Consider the following 14,998-nt stretch of genomic DNA (forward strand, 5'->3'; position numbering starts at 1 on the left):
GGACCGAACTGGTGACGGCGTCCTGGCGCTGCGAATCGTGTTCCAGGACTTGGGGCGCCCAGCCCAGGGTGACGCCGATGGCGGCCACCACGACCAGCGCGCCGACCGCCACCCCGGCCAGGCTGATCTCGCGGCGGCGGCCGATCTTCTCCGCCGCGGCCGGACCGGTCAGCCAGGCGGGCGCGGTCTCCGCCGCGGGCGGCGGCGGGGTGTGCTCGTGGACGGTGGGGAACGGCGCGGGCGCGGGCCGGTGCATGACCGGGCGGGCGAGCATGGCCGCACCCCGGGTCACCACGGTGTCGGGCGCGGCGGGCACGATGACCGGGACGCCCAGCCAGCGCCGCAGAACCCTTGCCACCAGCGGGATCTGGGCGCAGCCGCCGAGCAGCGCGACCGCCTGCACCGGCTGTTCGGAGCGCAGGATGACATCGCGGGTCATGCGCGCGGAGGATTCGACGGCCAGCATGATGAGGGCCTCGAAGTTCTCCTGCGACAGCAGCACCAGCCCCTCGGTCGAGGGCAGGGCCACCGCATTGCTGCCGGAGAGCTGTTCCTTGGCCTGGCGGCAGAGCGCGTCCAGCGCGGCCAGCCCGGTGTGGTCCGGCGGATGCGCGATGCGCCCGGAGGCGATCTGCTGTTCGCGGATCAGCGAATCCAGGTAGTCGCCGCTGATATCGCTGGTGCGCTCGCTGAAGCAGACCTGCCGGGTCGCGGTGTCGACCACCGTCACGGACAAACCGGACGCACCCAGGTCGTAGAGGGCGACCGTGCCGAAACCTTGTAGCTCACCGGAGTATTCGAGGAATTCCAGCGCCGCCACCACATCGGGCACCAGTTCGTAATTGGTGAACTGCCGCCGCGCCAGCTCGGCCCGGATGGCCCGCGCGTGATTCTCGTCGCGATAGGCGATGGCCGTGGCGCTGATCCGCTGATCGGCCGCCAGCACGGCGCCGATCACATCCGCGGCCAGCTCGTCGACCCGCCGCTCCCCGACCGGGACGGCCTGCACATCGAAGGGCTCGGCGGAATCGGTGATCGGACGTGCGACGCGAACCGCGCCCGCCCCCACCGAAACTCCCAGAACCGAACTCATCTGATGCCCATCTCGTTTCCACACACCTGTCGCCGTCACCTTACGACGTGGCGCGCCATCCGTACACCCGGTAAGCCCGCCCACCGGTCGGCGTATTCGCGCCACCCGCGACGGTCAACTGTCCAGGCAGCGGCCGCTTTACGCGCGCCGGTCGACGGCTGTCCTTACCCCGTAACACCACTCACTTGGTGACCGGAAAGTTCAGGTACGCGCGCGACGGCGTCGGCCCGCGCTGCCCCTGGTATTTCGAGCCCGCGGCGGCGCTGCCGTAGGGGTGCTCGGCCGGACTGGTGAGCCGGAAAAGGCACAGCTGGCCGATCTTCATGCCCGGCCACAGGGTGATGGGCAGATTCGCCACATTCGACAGTTCGAGGGTGATGTGCCCGCTGAATCCGGGATCGATGAAGCCCGCGGTGGAATGGGTCAGCAGCCCCAGGCGGCCGAGGCTGGATTTGCCCTCGAGGCGGCCGGCCAGATCGTCGGGCAGCGAGCACACCTCGAGCGTGGACCCGAGCACGAACTCGCCCGGGTGCAGCACGAACGGCTCGCCGTCGCCGGGTTCGACCAGCGTGGTCAGCTCGTCCTGCCGCTGCGCGGGATCGATATGCGTGTACCGGGTGTTGTTGAACACCCGGAACAGGCTGTCCAGCCGCACATCGATGCTCGACGGCTGCACCAGCTTCTCGTCGAAGGGCTCGACCCCGAGACGCCCATTGGCGATTTCCTTGCGGATGTCGCGATCTGAAAGCAGCACGGCCTAGAGCGTAGGTCAGTGTTCGGTCGGCGAATCGACTGGCCCGGCCTCGGTGACCTGCTTCGGTTTGCGCAGCCCCCATGTCGCGTGCGCCTCGGCGCGCATACGCGGGACCATGTGCGGATAGTGCAGTTCGAAGGCCGGGCGTTCGGAGCGGATGCGCGGCAGTTCGTAGAAGTTGTGCCGGGGCGGCGGGCAGGTGGTCGCCCATTCCAGGGAATTGCCGTAGCCCCACGGATCGTCCACGGTCGCCAGTTCTCCGTAGCGGTAGCTCTTGAACACATTCCACACGAACGTGACCATCGAGAATCCGAGGATGAACGAGCCGATGGTGGAAATGGTGTTGAGCGTGGTGAATCCGTCGCCGGGCAGGTAATCCGCGTAGCGCCGCGGCATGCCCTGATTTCCGAGCCAGTGCTGCACCAGGAAGGTGGTGTGGAAACCGAGGAACGTCGTCCAGAAATGCAGTTTCCCGAGCCGCTCGTCCAGCAGCCGCCCGGTCATCTTGGGGAACCAGAAGTAGATGCCCGCGAAGGTGGCGAACACGATGGTGCCGAACAGCACGTAATGGAAGTGCGCCACAACGAAATACGAGTCGGAGACGTGGAAGTCCAGCGGCGGCGAGGCCAGGATCACGCCGGACAGCCCGCCGAACAGGAAGGTCACCAGGAATCCGACGGAGAACAGCATGGGTGTCTCGAAGGTCAGTTGCCCGCGCCACATGGTGCCGATCCAGTTGAAGAACTTCACTCCCGTCGGCACCGCGATCAGGAAGGTCATGAACGAGAAGAACGGCAGCAGCACCGCGCCCGTCGCATACATGTGATGTGCCCAGACGGCGATGGACAGCCCGCCGATGGCCAGCGTGGCGTACACCAGCGTGGTGTAGCCGAACAGCGGCTTGCGGCTGAACACCGGGAAGATCTCGGTCACGATGCCGAAGAACGGCAGCGCCACGATGTAGACCTCGGGATGCCCGAAGAACCAGAACAGATGCTGGTAGAGCAGCGCCCCGCCATTGGACGAGTCGAAGACGTGCCCGCCCAGGTGCCGGTCGAACTCCAGGCCCATGAGCGCGGCGGTGAGGATCGGAAATGCCAGCAGCACAAGCACACTCGTGACGAGGATGTTCCAGGTGAAGATGGGCATGCGCCACATGGTCATGCCCGGGCAGCGCAGGCAGATGACCGTGGTGATCATATTGACGCCGCCCAGGATGGTGCCGACACCGGACACCGCCACGCCCATGATCCACAGGTCCGCGCCCATGCCGGGCGCGTGTTCGGCGAGGCTGAGCGGGGTGTACGCGGTCCAGCCGAAGTCGGCCGCGCCGCCCGGGGTGACGAATCCGGCGGTCGCCATGGTGGCCCCGAACAGGTACAGCCAGTAACTGAGCGAGTTCAGCCGCGGGAAGGCCACATCGGGCGCGCCGATCTGCAGCGGCAGCACCGCATTGGCAAATCCGAAGACGATCGGTGTCGCATAGAACAACAGCATGATCGTGCCGTGCATGGTGAACAGCTGATTGAACTGCTCCGGCGTCAGGAACTGCATGCCCGGCCGGGCCAGCTCCGTCCGCATCAGCAGCGCCATCAGGCCGCCGATCAGGAAGAACGCCATGGCCGTGAACAAATACATGTTCCCGAGCATCTTGGGATCGGTGGTGGTGATGGCCTTCCACAGATACGACCCCTTGGGTCCCATCCGACGTGGAAATGGCCGCACGGGTTCGAGCTCGGGCACTTCACGAGCGGGCACCGCGGTCATACGTCCTCCTCGACCGCCGAGCAGGAGCACTAGCGCATCTTCAGCAAACGCTCAGCGCATCCAAACTTCCTGTGGTGGACGGGTTTTCGACCCTGCGGGACAGTTTACGACCGCACGTAGTCGAGACTCGGTGCTTCGGCGAAAGAACTCCACGATCTTCGGCGCGCCGCGCCCGACGCGCGGGGTTGATCAGGAAATACGACCCCGACCAGCGGGAACGGTAAAGAGTTGCATCGGGTCGGAGACCGTCTGATAGAGTCGCGAGCGCGAGTAAGACGCTGCCGATGTAGTTCAATGGTAGAACTCCTGCTTCCCAAGCAGGTAGCGCGGGTTCGATTCCCGTCATCGGCTCAAAGGAAAGCCCCCGCCTCGTGAGGCGGGGGCTTTTTCCATGTCAGACGCTACTTGGAGCACTCAGTTGCGATGCGCTTGGTGGCCTTCCCCGCCTTGATCAGGTCGTCGGTGCCGAGGCTGACCTTGGCGGGGTTGGTGCTGTTGGCGCTGTCGATGATCTTCTGAATGCCGCTGTCGGACAGGCCCTCTTGGATGTAGATGTTGGCCACGCAGTCAGCGGTCGTCTGACTCAGCTTTCCCTTGTCCTGCAAGGCCTTCGAGACCTGATCGACCGTCAGGGTGCCGCCGGGAGCGGCGCTGCCGCCGGGGCTGGTGGTCGCACCCGGGCTCGTGCCCGGCGTGGTGGTCGCCCCACCGGACACCGTGGTGGCGGGCGTGGTGGTGGCCGCGGCCGAGGTGGCCGACACCGCCGCGGTGGGCGTGGGCGTGGCCGCCTCCTGGCTGTTGCTACAGGCGGACAGTAGGGGCAGCGCCAGCAGCGCCACCGCGACGACGGATTTCCGCATTGTGATCCCTCCCGGATGCCGGGCCGATCCCGGTCGATTCAGAGATTGCACACCGGCATCCGAGGGTTAACAAGAGGAGATCGAAAACTACTGCTGCTTCAGGCAATCCGTGACGATCTTGGTGGTGGCGGCGCGGGCCTTGTCCGCGTCCTCCTTGCTCATGCCGAGCGACTCCGGATCCTGCGCGGCCGCGGACTTGGCGTCGTTCTTGATCATGAGGCGCAGCCCGGACTGCGAAATGCCCTGATCCACATAGATTTTCGCGGCGCAGTCGGCGAGCTTGGCATCCTTGAGCCCACCGTCCTGTAGTGCCTTGGACACGTCCGCCTGGCTGACATCGGCGGGCTTGTCGCTACCGCCGCCGCCACAGGCGGTCAGCAGGGGAAGCGCGACGAGCGCGGCGGCGAACAGGGAGATGCGCACGGGGGCCTCGACTCTCGAATAACTGGACGAAAACTGCCGCAGGCACGATCTCACAGATCCATGGCCGCGCGCAGCGCTGTGTCGATTCGTTCGGCGGTCTCGTGGTCGACCGAGTCGATCCGCTCGTCCAGCCAGCCGCGATAGATGCGGCCCAGATTTCCGGCGTGCACCCAGCCGTGGCCGGGAATGGGCACGGCGAGGATGTCGCGCGGATCCTCCGACTCGACCTCGGCCGCGATCAGCCAGGGTCGCGGCGACTCGTTGATGCCGTCGCTGGAGATGAGAATGATGGTGCGGGTTCGGGTGGTGCCGTGCGGGTGGTAGACCCAGAGTTCACCCCTGCGCACGCAGCTCCTTCTCGGCGGCGCGCAGTTCCGCCTCGTCGGCCGCGGCGAGTTCGACCGGGTCCTGTGCCGGGCCGAAACCCAGCCGCACGGCCTCGCGACGCGCGGCGCGGGAGATCCACGCCGAGGGCGAGATGCCCGCGCGGGCGGCGGCATCCTGTGCATAGGACCAGGCCGCCTCGTCCAGCGACAGTGTCACTTTCCGGGTTGCCATACCTTTTATCGTACTTCCGGAGCCTCGATTTCCGTCCTGTTGACGACGTGTCAACGACTGTAGGGTGAGACCCGGCAGGATTCGGGTCACGTGGGGAGCCGCGCAATGACGAAGTTGAACCACCACCGCACCGGCAGCGGGGATCCGCTCGTGCTGGTGCACGGCGTCGGCAGCCGCTGGCAGGTGTGGGAGCCGATCATCGGCACGCTCGCCGAATCCTTCGACGTCATCGCCGTCGACCTGCCCGGTTTCGGCGACAGCGAACAACTGCCGCACACCACGGTCTCCACCCTGGCCGACGCGCTGGTCGACTTCCTCGCCGCGGAGGGCATCGAAAACCCGCACCTGGCAGGCAATTCCATGGGCGGCGGCATCGTGCTGGACCTGGCCGCGCGCGGCCTGGCCCGCTCGGTCACGGCCTTCTCCCCCATCGCGTTCTGGGATACGCCCGGGCGGATCTGGTGCCAGCAGGCGCTGGGCCGCGCCAAGCAGCTCACCAAGGTGCTGCGTCCGGCCGTCCCCAGCCTGTTCGGAAACGCCGCGGGCCGTTCCACGTTCCTCGGCCTGGTGTTCGGCAAGCCCTGGGCGGTCGACCCCCAGGTGGCCGTGGACACCGTGGAGGGCCTGCTCGGCGCGGGCGGATTCGACGCGGCGCTGGCCTCCTTCACCGACTTCCGGCTCCCCGACCGCACCGCCTTCGACGGCATCCCGATGACCATCGCCTGGGGCAACCGTGACATTCTGCTCACGTACGCCACCCAGGCCCGGCGCGCCCGCGCGGTCCTGCCCGGGGCGCGGCATGTCACGCTGCACGGCAGCGGCCACACGCCCTTCTACGACGACCCGGCCGGCTGCGCCCGCCTGCTCCTCGACCAGCTCTGATCCTGCTCCTCGACCAGCCCCGCTAAGGAAAGACCATGAGCCACAACGTTTCCCTCACCGTCGACGGCGACCGCGCGTATGTGGCCCTGGACCGGCCCGACAAACACAACGGGCTGACCATCGACATGCTCAACGAGCTGGTGCGGGTCGCGCGGGTCATCGAGAAGCGCAAGGACATTCGCACCGTCATTCTGTCGGGCAACGGGCCGAGCTTCAGCTCCGGCCTCGATGTCGCCAAGGCCATGGGCAATCCGCTCGACGTGGTCCGCAACTTCATCCCGCTGCCGTGGCGCGGCACCAATACCTTCCAGGAGGCGTGCTGGGCGTGGCGGCGGCTGCCGCAGCCGGTGATCGCCGTGGTGCACGGCCGTTGCTACGGCGGCGGCCTGCAGATCGCGCTGGCCGCCGATTTCCGGTTCGCCACACCGGATTCCGAGTTCTCGGTGATGGAGGTCAAGCACGGGCTGATCCCGGACATGACCGGCGCGGCCACGCTGTCCCGGCTCATCGGCCTCGATCAGGCGCTGCTGCTCACCATGACCGCCGATCCGGTGGACGCCGCCTACGCCGAGCGCATCGGCCTGGTCACCGAGGTCACCGCGGACCCGCTGGCCGCCGCCGAGAAGCTGGCCGACCGGATCGCGACCCGCCCGCAACACGCGGTAGCGAGCGCGAAGCGGCTGTTCGACCGCACCTGGCAGTCCTCGGTGCGCCGGACGCTGGCGATCGAGCGTGCGACACAGCTACCGCTGATCATCCGCCAGGCACTGAATCGTGGTACCAAAGAGGTGTAAGCCAACTCACGGCAAACAATTCGGTTTGCAAGCCCCAGAATTCGGGGCACGCTGTTAGCATTTTCACACTTTGCCAACGAGTCGAACGCATTGTGCGGCCCGTCACACACGGTGTGGTCCGCGCATTATTCGGCGAGACCCGGAGGACGCACCGCATTGAACAAAGCCGCCCCCCTGCTGTTGTCCGCACTCGCAGGTGCCACGGCCTTGCTCCTTACCGTGACAACGCCGGCCGCAGCCAATCCCAACGCGATCAACCCGATTCCGGTGCTCAACGGCACCAACGGCTTGCCCCAGCTGCCCGGCCGCACCAAGGCGGTCTTCCAGGTCACGGGCATGGCCAGCCCCAATAACACCCAGACCTACAACGTCCTCGGCACCGACCTCGGCATCATGTGGGACAACGGCAACGGTGAGATGCTCACCGCGTTCGGCGACACCGCCGGGCTCGGCCTGCCCAATCTGCTGGTCGGCAGCACCTGGGCCTGGCGCTCCAACATCCTGCTGCGCTCACACACCCAAAACCCGGCCAACGGCATCTATTTCGACTCCGTGGTGCGTGACATCTTCGGCCAGGCGCGCGATCTGATCCCCAGCCCGAAGATCCCCTTCATCGAGATCAGCCGCATTCCCACCGCGGCCATCTCGGTGGGCCCGACCCAGGTCATGAGCCTCATGTCGGTCAAGACCTGGGACGAACCGGGCGAGTGGACGACCAACTACTCCAGCCTCGCGGTCTCCGGTGACAATGGCGAGAACTGGGTCGAACTGCCCGCCACCCGCCGCCCCGACGACGGCGGCAACGCCAACTTCCAGATGAACGCCTTCGTCAAGCGCGACGGATTCCTCTACGAGTTCGGCACCGAATCCGGCCGCAACCATCCCGCCTTCGTCGCCCGCGTGCCGGAACCGGCCGTCACCGATATGGGCGCGTACGAGTACTGGGACGGCGGCAAGTGGCAGAAGGACGTCAACGCGGCCAAGCCGGTCATCGGCGGCGGCATCGCGGAGATGTCGGTGCAGTGGAACGACTATCTGGGGCAATACATCATGCTCACCACCGATCCCTGGAACTCGGTGGTCATGTACACCTCGCCGAGCCCGGAAGGTCCGTGGAGCGCGCCCTCGGTCCTCATCGACACCCGGGAGCTGCCGTCGGCGTACGCGCCCTTCATCTTCCCGTACCAGACCGGCCGTGACCTCTACTTCCTCACCACCGTGCACTCCCAGTACAACGTGCTGCTCATGCACACGACGCTGTAACCGGCACCGCTCCTAGACTCGTGCCCATGGATGCCGCCGAATGGGACGAGCACTACGCCGGCACCGAATTGGTGTGGGGCGCACCCCCGAACGAGACGGTGGTCGAGCAGGTCTTCGGACTGGAGCGGCGGGTTCCGACCGCCGGGCTCGGGATCGGGGAGCCGCGGCCGGAACTGCCGCGCGCCCTGGATCTCGGCTGCGGCGAGGGGCGCAACGCGCTGTGGCTGGCCACCCACGGGTGGCAGGTGGACGCGGTCGACTTCTCCCAGACCGGGATCGACAAGGGCCGCACCGTCGCCTCGCGGCTGTCGCGCTCGGTGCGCGGGCGCATCCGCTGGGTCCACACCGATGTCAACGCCCTGGACGCGGCCGACCTCACCGGCCCGTACGAGCTCATCCTCATGGCCTTCCTGCACCTGCCCGCCGACGAGCGCCGCGCCCTGCTGCTGCACACGGTCGAGATGCTCTCCCCCGGAGCCACCCTGCTGGTGATCGGCAATGACACCCTCAATCTGGCGGAAGGCTATGGCGGCGAACAGAATCCGGCCCTGACCTTCACCCCCGCCGACATCCTCGCCGACCTCGCCCCGGCCGAACCCGAGATCCGCATCCGCGTCGCCGACCGCGTGCACCGGCCCACCGAGCACCGCGACGCCATCGACGCCCTGGTGGTGGCCACCAAGCCGATTCCGGAACCACCGTCCGAGGAGCCCGCCCTGGGCGGCGTCCCGCAGCCGCCCGCCCTGGACCTCTTCTAGCTCAGTTCGCCGACCAGCGCTCCAGCCACGGCGTGACGGCGGCGACGATCTCGTCGAATCCGGCCCGATACGAATGCGCCTGTCCCGCAATGACATGCACTTCGGTCGCATCGGCGGCGTCGGGGATGCCGAACGGGTCGCGGGCGCCGTTCACCACTACGACCTCGATATCGCCGGGTGCCAGCAGTTCCTCGCGCCGCGACTTCTCCGGCTTACCCGGCGGATGCAGCGGGAACGACAGCGCCAGCACGCCCGCGGCCTTCGCCTCACGCGCGGTCCGGCACGCCACCCGCGCGCCATTGCTGCGCCCGCCCTGGATCAGCGGCACCCCGCGCACCTTCTTCCGCAGCGCCGCGATGATCTCCAGCCAGGCCGCGTCCTGCACCTCGGCCTTGCCCGGCGCGCGCCGCCCCGCGACCCGGTAGGGCTGCGTCACCAGCGCCACCGCGCCGCCCTGGGCGACAGCCGAATCCCGCACGGCCAGTAGATCTTTCGCATCGACGCCGCCGCCGGACCCATGGGTGAGCACCAGCAGGAATCGGGGTTTGTTCCGCCCCGGTCGGTCGAGCTCCACCTCCGCCGGTCCGGCACTCGTCTCGATGCGCATGCGACCACGCTAACCAGCGGCGGAGCGTTTGCTTACGCCCGCCCCGCCGCCGTGTCGAGGGACGCATGTCCCACCGCCATCGATCTCCCCGCAGCGCCCCCAGCTGCGGGAACGGGATCCCCACGGGCTCAACGGAACCCCGGGCGCGGGCAACTCGCGTGCTTTCGATCACATTCGGCCCCGTTGACCTTGGCGACCCCCCTACCGGCCGGTAACATGGCGCATAAGTTACCCGCCAGTAGCGCTGCTTTACGGTGTCTACCCGGTGGAGACCTAACGGGCGGGAACGGCACACACCGAACCGCACCCATCTCAATGGAGAGTGAGTACGACCATGGGTCACTACAAGAGCAACGTTCGCGACCTCGAGTTCAACCTCTTCGAGTTCCTGGGCATCCAGAAGCTGCTCGACGCGGGCGCCTACGGCGACCTCGACGCCGACACCGTCAAGGAGATGCTGAACGAGGTCCGCCGCCTGGCCGAGGGCCCGCTGGCCGACTCGTTCGTCGACGGCGACCGCAACCCGCCGGTGTTCGACCCGGAGACCCACACGGTCAAGCTCCCCGAGTCCTTCAAGAAGTCCTACCGCGCCCTCGAGGACGGCGGCTGGTCCAAGGTGCCGGTCCGCGAGGAGCTGGGCGGCCTGGGCGCGCCTTCCGTCGTCGGCTGGGCGCTGGGCGAGATGGTGCTGGGTTCCAACCCGCCCGCCCAGATGTACGCCGCCGGTGCGGGATTCGCGCAGGTCTTCTACAACAACGGCACCGATGAGCAGAAGAAGTGGGCTCAGATCATCGCCGACCGCAACTGGGGCGCCACCATGGTGCTGACCGAGCCCGACGCGGGCTCCGACGTCGGCGCCGGCCGCACCAAGGCGATCCAGCAGGAGGACGGCTCCTGGCACATCGAGGGCGTCAAGCGCTTCATCACCTCGGGTGACTCCGACGACCTGTTCGAGAACATCATGCACCTGGTGCTGGCCCGCCCCGAGGGCGCCGGCCCGGGCACCAAGGGCCTGTCGCTGTTCTACGTGCCGAAGTACCACTTCGACTTCGACACCCAGACCCTGGGTGAGCGCAACGGCGTGTTCGTCACCAATGTCGAGCACAAGATGGGCATCAAGGTCTCGGCCACCTGTGAGGTCACCTTCGGCGGCCACGGCGTGCCCGCCAAGGGCTGGCTGGTCGGCGAGGTCCACAACGGCATCGCGCAGATGTTCGACGTCATCGAGAACGCTCGAATGATGGTGGGCACCAAGGCCATCGCCACCCTGTCGACCGGTTACCTGAACGCGCTCGAGTACGCCAAGACTCGTGTGCAGGGCGCCGACCTGACCCAGATGACCGACAAGGCCGCCCCGCGCGTCACCATCACCCACCACCCGGACGTGCGTCGTTCGCTGGCCATGCAGAAGGCGTACGCCGAGGGCCTGCGCGCCGTGTACCTGTACACCGCCGCGCACCAGAACGCCGATATCGCCGAGCTGGTCTCGGGCGCCGACAAGGACACCGCGTTCCGCGTCAACGACCTGCTGCTGCCGATCGTCAAGGGTGTCGGTTCCGAGCGGGCCTACCAGTACCTGACCGATTCGCTGCAGACCTTCGGCGGCTCCGGCTTCCTGCAGGACTACCCGATCGAGCAGTACATCCGCGACGCCAAGATCGACTCGCTGTACGAGGGCACCACCGCCATCCAGGCGCAGGACTTCTTCTTCCGCAAGATCGCCCGCGACCGCGGCGTGGCGCTGGCCCACGTGGCCGGCCAGGTGCAGAAGTTCATCGAGCGCGAGGGCGGCAACGGCCGCCTCAAGGCCGAGCGCAAGCTGCTCGCCACCGCCCTCGAGGATGTCCAGGGCATGGCCGCCACCCTGACCGGGCACCTGATGGCCGCCCAGCAGGATCCGAAGGAGCTCTACAAGGTCGGCCTGGGCTCGGTCCGCTTCCTGCTGGCCGTCGGCGACCTGCTCATCGGCTGGCTGCTGCTGGCGCAGGCCGAGGTCGCGATCAACGCGCTGGACAACGGCTCGAACGAGCCCTTCTACCAGGGCAAGATCACCACCGCGCAGTTCTTCGCCCGCAACGTGCTGCCGGAGCTGACCTCCGTGCGCACCGTCCTGTCCAACCTGGACAACGACATCATGGAGCTGGACGAAGCGGCCTTCTGACGAAGGGTCTTGGGGGCTGACGCCCCCAAACCCCCAACAAAGCGATGCGGCCCCGGAATTCTCCGGGGCCGCATCGCTTTTGGCGTTATCGGGTCACTATTCGCAGATGACGGTGGGGACCGGGTCGTATTTCACGGTCCGGGTTTTGCGCGAGATCTCCTTGCCCGTCTTGGCATCCCGGATCACCCGGGTGTCGGAGGTGGTGAAACCCGGTGCGCCGGTGGAGGCGATGCAGTCCTTGCCCTTGGGCAGGGTGACCGTCTTGGGTTCCGTCGGCTTGGTACGGTCGCCGGTGATGGATTCGACCTCAACGGTTTTGGTGCTCCACAGGCGGACGGTGACCGAGGAATCGTCGGCGGCGGTGTCGATGACGATGCCGTAGGGGGTGTTGTTGCGGAACTTGAGGTCGATCGCGCCGTCGAAGACCGTGGCCTCGCGGGCAGCCGGATAGCGGGAGATGTAGTAGCTGTGCTCGGTGTGGCCCGCGTCCTCGAGACCCGCGAAGTAGGCGGCGTTGTAGAGGGTGGTGGCGAACTGTGAGATGCCGCCGCCGACGGCCGTGGAGGGGCGGCCGTTGTTGATGATGCCGGATTCCACATAGCCCTCCGCCGTTCCACGGGGGCCGGTGAAGTCGTTGAGCGAGAACGTTTCTCCGGGCTTCACCACAGCGCCGTCTACCTTGCGGGCGATCACCCGGATGTTCACGCCGGAGGGGCCGCTGAAGCCGCCGGTGGTGAACGAGCCGACCGGCTGGACGATACCGAGCTTGTCGGCGTTCTCGGTGCTCAGCTTGGGCTGAACCTGCCGGTACACCACGGCTTTCGAACGGTTCGAGGGTGAAACCAGCACCGCGGGAAGGCCTTCGAAGGTCTTGCCCCAGTCGACGAGGCGGCCGACCACGGCGGGCCGCACGGTCGCGCGGGAACCGGACAGGTCGAAACCGGCGTCCCGCGGCTGCACCTCCGTGGGCTCCAATTGCGGGGCCAGCGCCGCGGTCAGAGCCTCGGCATCGGTCGAGAGCTCCAGTCCGCCTTGGTCGTTCGCGCGGAACGAGAGCGCCGCCGCGATCCGATCGGGTTCGAGGGTGGCGTCGCCGCCCTGACCGGTGAAGGTGACGGGTGCGCTGACCGCGGGTTCGGCGACCTGCTTCAGGGCCCGGTCGACGGCGTCGGCGCGCACGTGCGGCTGCGTCTCCACCACCGGCAGTTCCAGGATCGATCCGTCGGCCCAGTGTTCGGACAGGGTGGTGCGCGCGGCCGGGACATCGAGCACGCGACCGGCTATCGGGCGCACCGGAACCGGCCGGGCGCCGTCGAAAACGATCCCGCCCTCGACCGGTTGGCGATCGTGCGCGCGCAGCGCCGCCAGCTCCCGATCCAGCGCGGCGGCGTCGATCGCGGCCGCGGGCTCCAGCTCCCGGGTCGTGAAGAACGACGCGAGCCGGGTGAACGGATTCTTCGGCTGCCCGCCGACCCGCGCCCAGGTGCCGTCCCAGTCCACACCCAACCCGGCGTCCCGCGGCACCAGATCGACGCTGATATCCCCGGTGCGCACCGTGAGCGGCTGTGCCACACGCTGATCGAGCACCGCCCGCAACTTGCTCCGGGCGGCGGAGCGATCCATCCCGCCGATATCGACCCCGGCGACCTGCGTCCCGCGCGGGACGTGCCCGGACGACAGCGACCAGTCGACTACGTATCCGATCCCGGCGGCGGCCATCAGCACACCGGCAGCGATTCCGGCGCGACGGGCCGCATTCGAATTCAGAAGCCGTTGTACGCCGGAACTTCCCTCGGTCACGAACATCCTCCCCAGCGGTCAGCAAATCTTCTGCAACGATAGCCGGGGACAGTAAAAGAGCTCCGTGCGGTTGCCGGGTCGGGGGTCTGGCAACAGCACGGAGCCATCCCTTCTATCGATACCGGTTTCAGGGCGTTACATACCCGATCCGTCCATTCGGAAAAATCTTCGCAATCTTCGACTGGGACAATCGGGACGGACCGGAACCGGACGAGGCGAGGAGACACCTATGCAGCTCGGAATGATCGGACTGGGCCGGATGGGCGCGAATATCGTGCGCCGCATCGTGCGCGACGGGCACACCGCGGTCGGTTGCGAGCGCCACATCGAGAACATCGACGCGCTCTCCGCCGAACTCGGGGAAAACTTCCAGGGCAGCACCGAATTGCCGAAATTCGTGGCCATGCTCGACACCCCGCGCGTGGTGTGGGTGATGATCCCCGCGGGCGCGACCGGCGCGGTCATCGACAGCCTGGCCGAGCTGCTGGAACCCGGAGACATCATCATCGACGGCGGCAACAGCCGCTACCACGAGGACATCGCGCGTGCGAAGACGCTGCGCCCCAAGGGCATTCACTACGTCGACATCGGCACCTCGGGCGGCGTCTTCGGGCTCGAGCGCGGCTTCTGCCTGATGATCGGCGGCGAGCACGACACCGTCGCCCACCTGGATCCGCTGCTGAAGTCCATCGCGCCCGGCGTCGACGCCGCGCCGCGCACCCCTGGCCGCACCGGCACGCCGTCGACCGCCGAACAGGGCTACCTGCACTGCGGCCCGGTGGGCGCGGGCCATTTCGTGAAGATGGTGCACAACGGCATCGAGTACGGCGCCATGGCCGCCTACGCCGAGGGCCTCAACATCCTGTTCAAGGCGAATGTCGGCAAGCATCAGGACAATGAGCATTCCGCCGAGGTCACCCCGCTCGAGCATCCGGAGTACTACCAGTACGACATCGACGTCCCCGAGGTGACCGAGGTCTGGCGGCGCGGCTCGGTGGTGGCGTCCTGGCTGCTCGACCTCACCGCCGCCGAACTGCACGCCGACCCGAACCTCGACTCCTTCGGCGGCCGCGTCTCCGACTCCGGCGAGGGCCGCTGGACCGTCGACGCGGCCATCGACGAGGGCGTCCCCGCCCCGGTCCTGTCCGCCGCCCTCTTCCAGCGCTTCGCCTCCCGCGGCGAATCCCTCTACGCCGACAAGGTCCTCTCCGCCATGCGCCAGGCCTTCGGCGGCCACCACGAATTGCCGAAACAGTAAACGGGACAGCCGAAACGGTA

The 14,998-nt window shown here is 67.4% G+C and carries 15 protein-coding genes and 1 tRNA gene; 7 read left to right on the top strand and 9 right to left on the bottom strand.

Features of this window, described 5'->3' with window-relative positions:
* The 3 genes from ACAM49_RS25410 to ctaD form a co-directional block, all read right to left on the bottom strand.
* On the bottom strand, positions 1 to 1,093 hold a 1,093-nt coding region (locus ACAM49_RS25410; RefSeq protein ID WP_369638074.1), incomplete at its 3' end, for an Hsp70 family protein.
* A 181-nt stretch (positions 1,094 to 1,274) separates the two neighbouring features.
* Positions 1,275 to 1,847 (bottom strand): dCTP deaminase, encoded by a 573-nt coding sequence (dcd, locus tag ACAM49_RS25415; protein ID WP_369638075.1) that lies wholly within the window; start codon positions 1,845 to 1,847, stop codon positions 1,275 to 1,277.
* 15 nt (positions 1,848 to 1,862) lie between these two features.
* Positions 1,863 to 3,614 carry a cytochrome c oxidase subunit I gene (ctaD, locus tag ACAM49_RS25420; RefSeq protein ID WP_369638076.1) on the bottom strand — a complete coding sequence of 584 codons (1,752 nt, stop codon included), beginning with the start codon at positions 3,612 to 3,614 and terminating at the stop codon, positions 1,863 to 1,865.
* A 280-nt stretch (positions 3,615 to 3,894) separates the two neighbouring features.
* Between ctaD and ACAM49_RS25425 the strand changes: the two genes are divergently transcribed.
* Positions 3,895 to 3,965, top strand: a tRNA-Gly gene (locus tag ACAM49_RS25425).
* A 50-nt stretch (positions 3,966 to 4,015) separates the two neighbouring features.
* On the opposite strand, the gene ACAM49_RS25430 is transcribed toward ACAM49_RS25425, so the two are convergent.
* The 4 genes from ACAM49_RS25430 to ACAM49_RS25445 form a co-directional block, all read right to left on the bottom strand.
* Positions 4,016 to 4,474 carry a hypothetical protein gene (locus ACAM49_RS25430; protein ID WP_369638077.1) on the bottom strand — a complete coding sequence of 153 codons (459 nt, stop codon included), beginning with the start codon at positions 4,472 to 4,474 and terminating at the stop codon, positions 4,016 to 4,018.
* 87 nt (positions 4,475 to 4,561) lie between these two features.
* Positions 4,562 to 4,897 (bottom strand): hypothetical protein, encoded by a 336-nt coding sequence (locus ACAM49_RS25435; protein WP_369638078.1) that lies wholly within the window; start codon positions 4,895 to 4,897, stop codon positions 4,562 to 4,564.
* 50 nt (positions 4,898 to 4,947) lie between these two features.
* Positions 4,948 to 5,244, bottom strand: a complete 297-nt coding sequence (locus ACAM49_RS25440) for a hypothetical protein (RefSeq protein WP_369638079.1) — start codon at positions 5,242 to 5,244, stop codon at positions 4,948 to 4,950.
* Positions 5,231 to 5,455 (bottom strand): hypothetical protein, encoded by a 225-nt coding sequence (locus tag ACAM49_RS25445; RefSeq protein WP_369638080.1) that lies wholly within the window; start codon positions 5,453 to 5,455, stop codon positions 5,231 to 5,233. Before ACAM49_RS25445 ends, ACAM49_RS25440 begins: the two co-directional genes overlap by 14 nt.
* 105 nt (positions 5,456 to 5,560) lie before the next feature.
* Between ACAM49_RS25445 and ACAM49_RS25450 the strand changes: the two genes are divergently transcribed.
* The 4 genes from ACAM49_RS25450 (at position 5,561) to ACAM49_RS25465 (ending at position 9,152) form a co-directional block, all read left to right on the top strand.
* Complete coding sequence (locus ACAM49_RS25450) at positions 5,561 to 6,337, top strand: alpha/beta fold hydrolase (protein WP_369638081.1); 777 nt, start codon at positions 5,561 to 5,563, stop codon at positions 6,335 to 6,337.
* A gap of 35 nt (positions 6,338 to 6,372) precedes the next feature.
* Entirely contained in the window at positions 6,373 to 7,131 is a 759-nt protein-coding gene (locus ACAM49_RS25455; protein ID WP_369638082.1) for a crotonase/enoyl-CoA hydratase family protein, read from the top strand.
* A 174-nt stretch (positions 7,132 to 7,305) separates the two neighbouring features.
* Positions 7,306 to 8,394 carry a DUF4185 domain-containing protein gene (locus tag ACAM49_RS25460; protein ID WP_369638099.1) on the top strand — a complete coding sequence of 363 codons (1,089 nt, stop codon included), beginning with the start codon at positions 7,306 to 7,308 and terminating at the stop codon, positions 8,392 to 8,394.
* Between the two features lie 26 nt (positions 8,395 to 8,420).
* A complete protein-coding gene (locus ACAM49_RS25465) occupies positions 8,421 to 9,152 on the top strand; it encodes a class I SAM-dependent methyltransferase (protein ID WP_369638083.1) in 732 nt (243 codons plus the stop codon).
* A gap of 1 nt (position 9,153) precedes the next feature.
* On the opposite strand, the gene ACAM49_RS25470 is transcribed toward ACAM49_RS25465, so the two are convergent.
* Positions 9,154 to 9,759: an alpha/beta family hydrolase gene (locus ACAM49_RS25470; protein WP_369638084.1), complete on the bottom strand. Its 606-nt coding sequence runs from the start codon at positions 9,757 to 9,759 to the stop codon at positions 9,154 to 9,156.
* A gap of 334 nt (positions 9,760 to 10,093) precedes the next feature.
* On the opposite strand from ACAM49_RS25470, the gene ACAM49_RS25475 reads away from it, so the two are divergent.
* A complete protein-coding gene (locus ACAM49_RS25475; protein ID WP_369638100.1) occupies positions 10,094 to 11,920 on the top strand; it encodes an acyl-CoA dehydrogenase in 1,827 nt (608 codons plus the stop codon).
* Between the two features lie 96 nt (positions 11,921 to 12,016).
* Here the strand turns inward: ACAM49_RS25475 and ACAM49_RS25480 are convergent, their stop codons facing one another.
* Entirely contained in the window at positions 12,017 to 13,720 is a 1,704-nt protein-coding gene (locus ACAM49_RS25480; protein ID WP_369638085.1) for a VanW family protein, read from the bottom strand.
* A gap of 229 nt (positions 13,721 to 13,949) precedes the next feature.
* Between ACAM49_RS25480 and gnd the strand changes: the two genes are divergently transcribed.
* On the top strand, positions 13,950 to 14,978 hold the full coding sequence (gene gnd, locus ACAM49_RS25485; protein WP_369638086.1) for a phosphogluconate dehydrogenase (NAD(+)-dependent, decarboxylating): 1,029 nt from the start codon (positions 13,950 to 13,952) through the stop codon (positions 14,976 to 14,978).
* Positions 14,979 to 14,998 lie beyond the last annotated feature (20 nt).

It is taken from the genome of Nocardia sp. JMUB6875 (genome assembly GCF_041154655.1).
Lineage (GTDB): Bacteria > Actinomycetota > Actinomycetes > Mycobacteriales > Mycobacteriaceae > Nocardia.

Excerpts from the sequence above, each read along its gene's own strand:
- ACAM49_RS25470 (WP_369638084.1), bottom strand. The coding sequence starts at position 9,759 with ATGCGCATCGAGACGAGTGCCGGACCGGCGGAGGTGGAGCTCGACCGA.
- gnd (WP_369638086.1), top strand. The coding sequence starts at position 13,950 with ATGCAGCTCGGAATGATCGGACTGGGCCGGATGGGCGCGAATATCGTG.
- ctaD (WP_369638076.1), bottom strand. The coding sequence starts at position 3,614 with ATGACCGCGGTGCCCGCTCGTGAAGTGCCCGAGCTCGAACCCGTGCGG.
- ACAM49_RS25445 (WP_369638080.1), bottom strand. The coding sequence starts at position 5,455 with ATGGCAACCCGGAAAGTGACACTGTCGCTGGACGAGGCGGCCTGGTCC.
- ACAM49_RS25455 (WP_369638082.1), top strand. The coding sequence starts at position 6,373 with ATGAGCCACAACGTTTCCCTCACCGTCGACGGCGACCGCGCGTATGTG.
- ACAM49_RS25475 (WP_369638100.1), top strand. The coding sequence starts at position 10,094 with ATGGGTCACTACAAGAGCAACGTTCGCGACCTCGAGTTCAACCTCTTC.
- ACAM49_RS25430 (WP_369638077.1), bottom strand. The coding sequence starts at position 4,474 with ATGCGGAAATCCGTCGTCGCGGTGGCGCTGCTGGCGCTGCCCCTACTG.
- ACAM49_RS25465 (WP_369638083.1), top strand. The coding sequence starts at position 8,421 with ATGGATGCCGCCGAATGGGACGAGCACTACGCCGGCACCGAATTGGTG.
- ACAM49_RS25450 (WP_369638081.1), top strand. The coding sequence starts at position 5,561 with ATGACGAAGTTGAACCACCACCGCACCGGCAGCGGGGATCCGCTCGTG.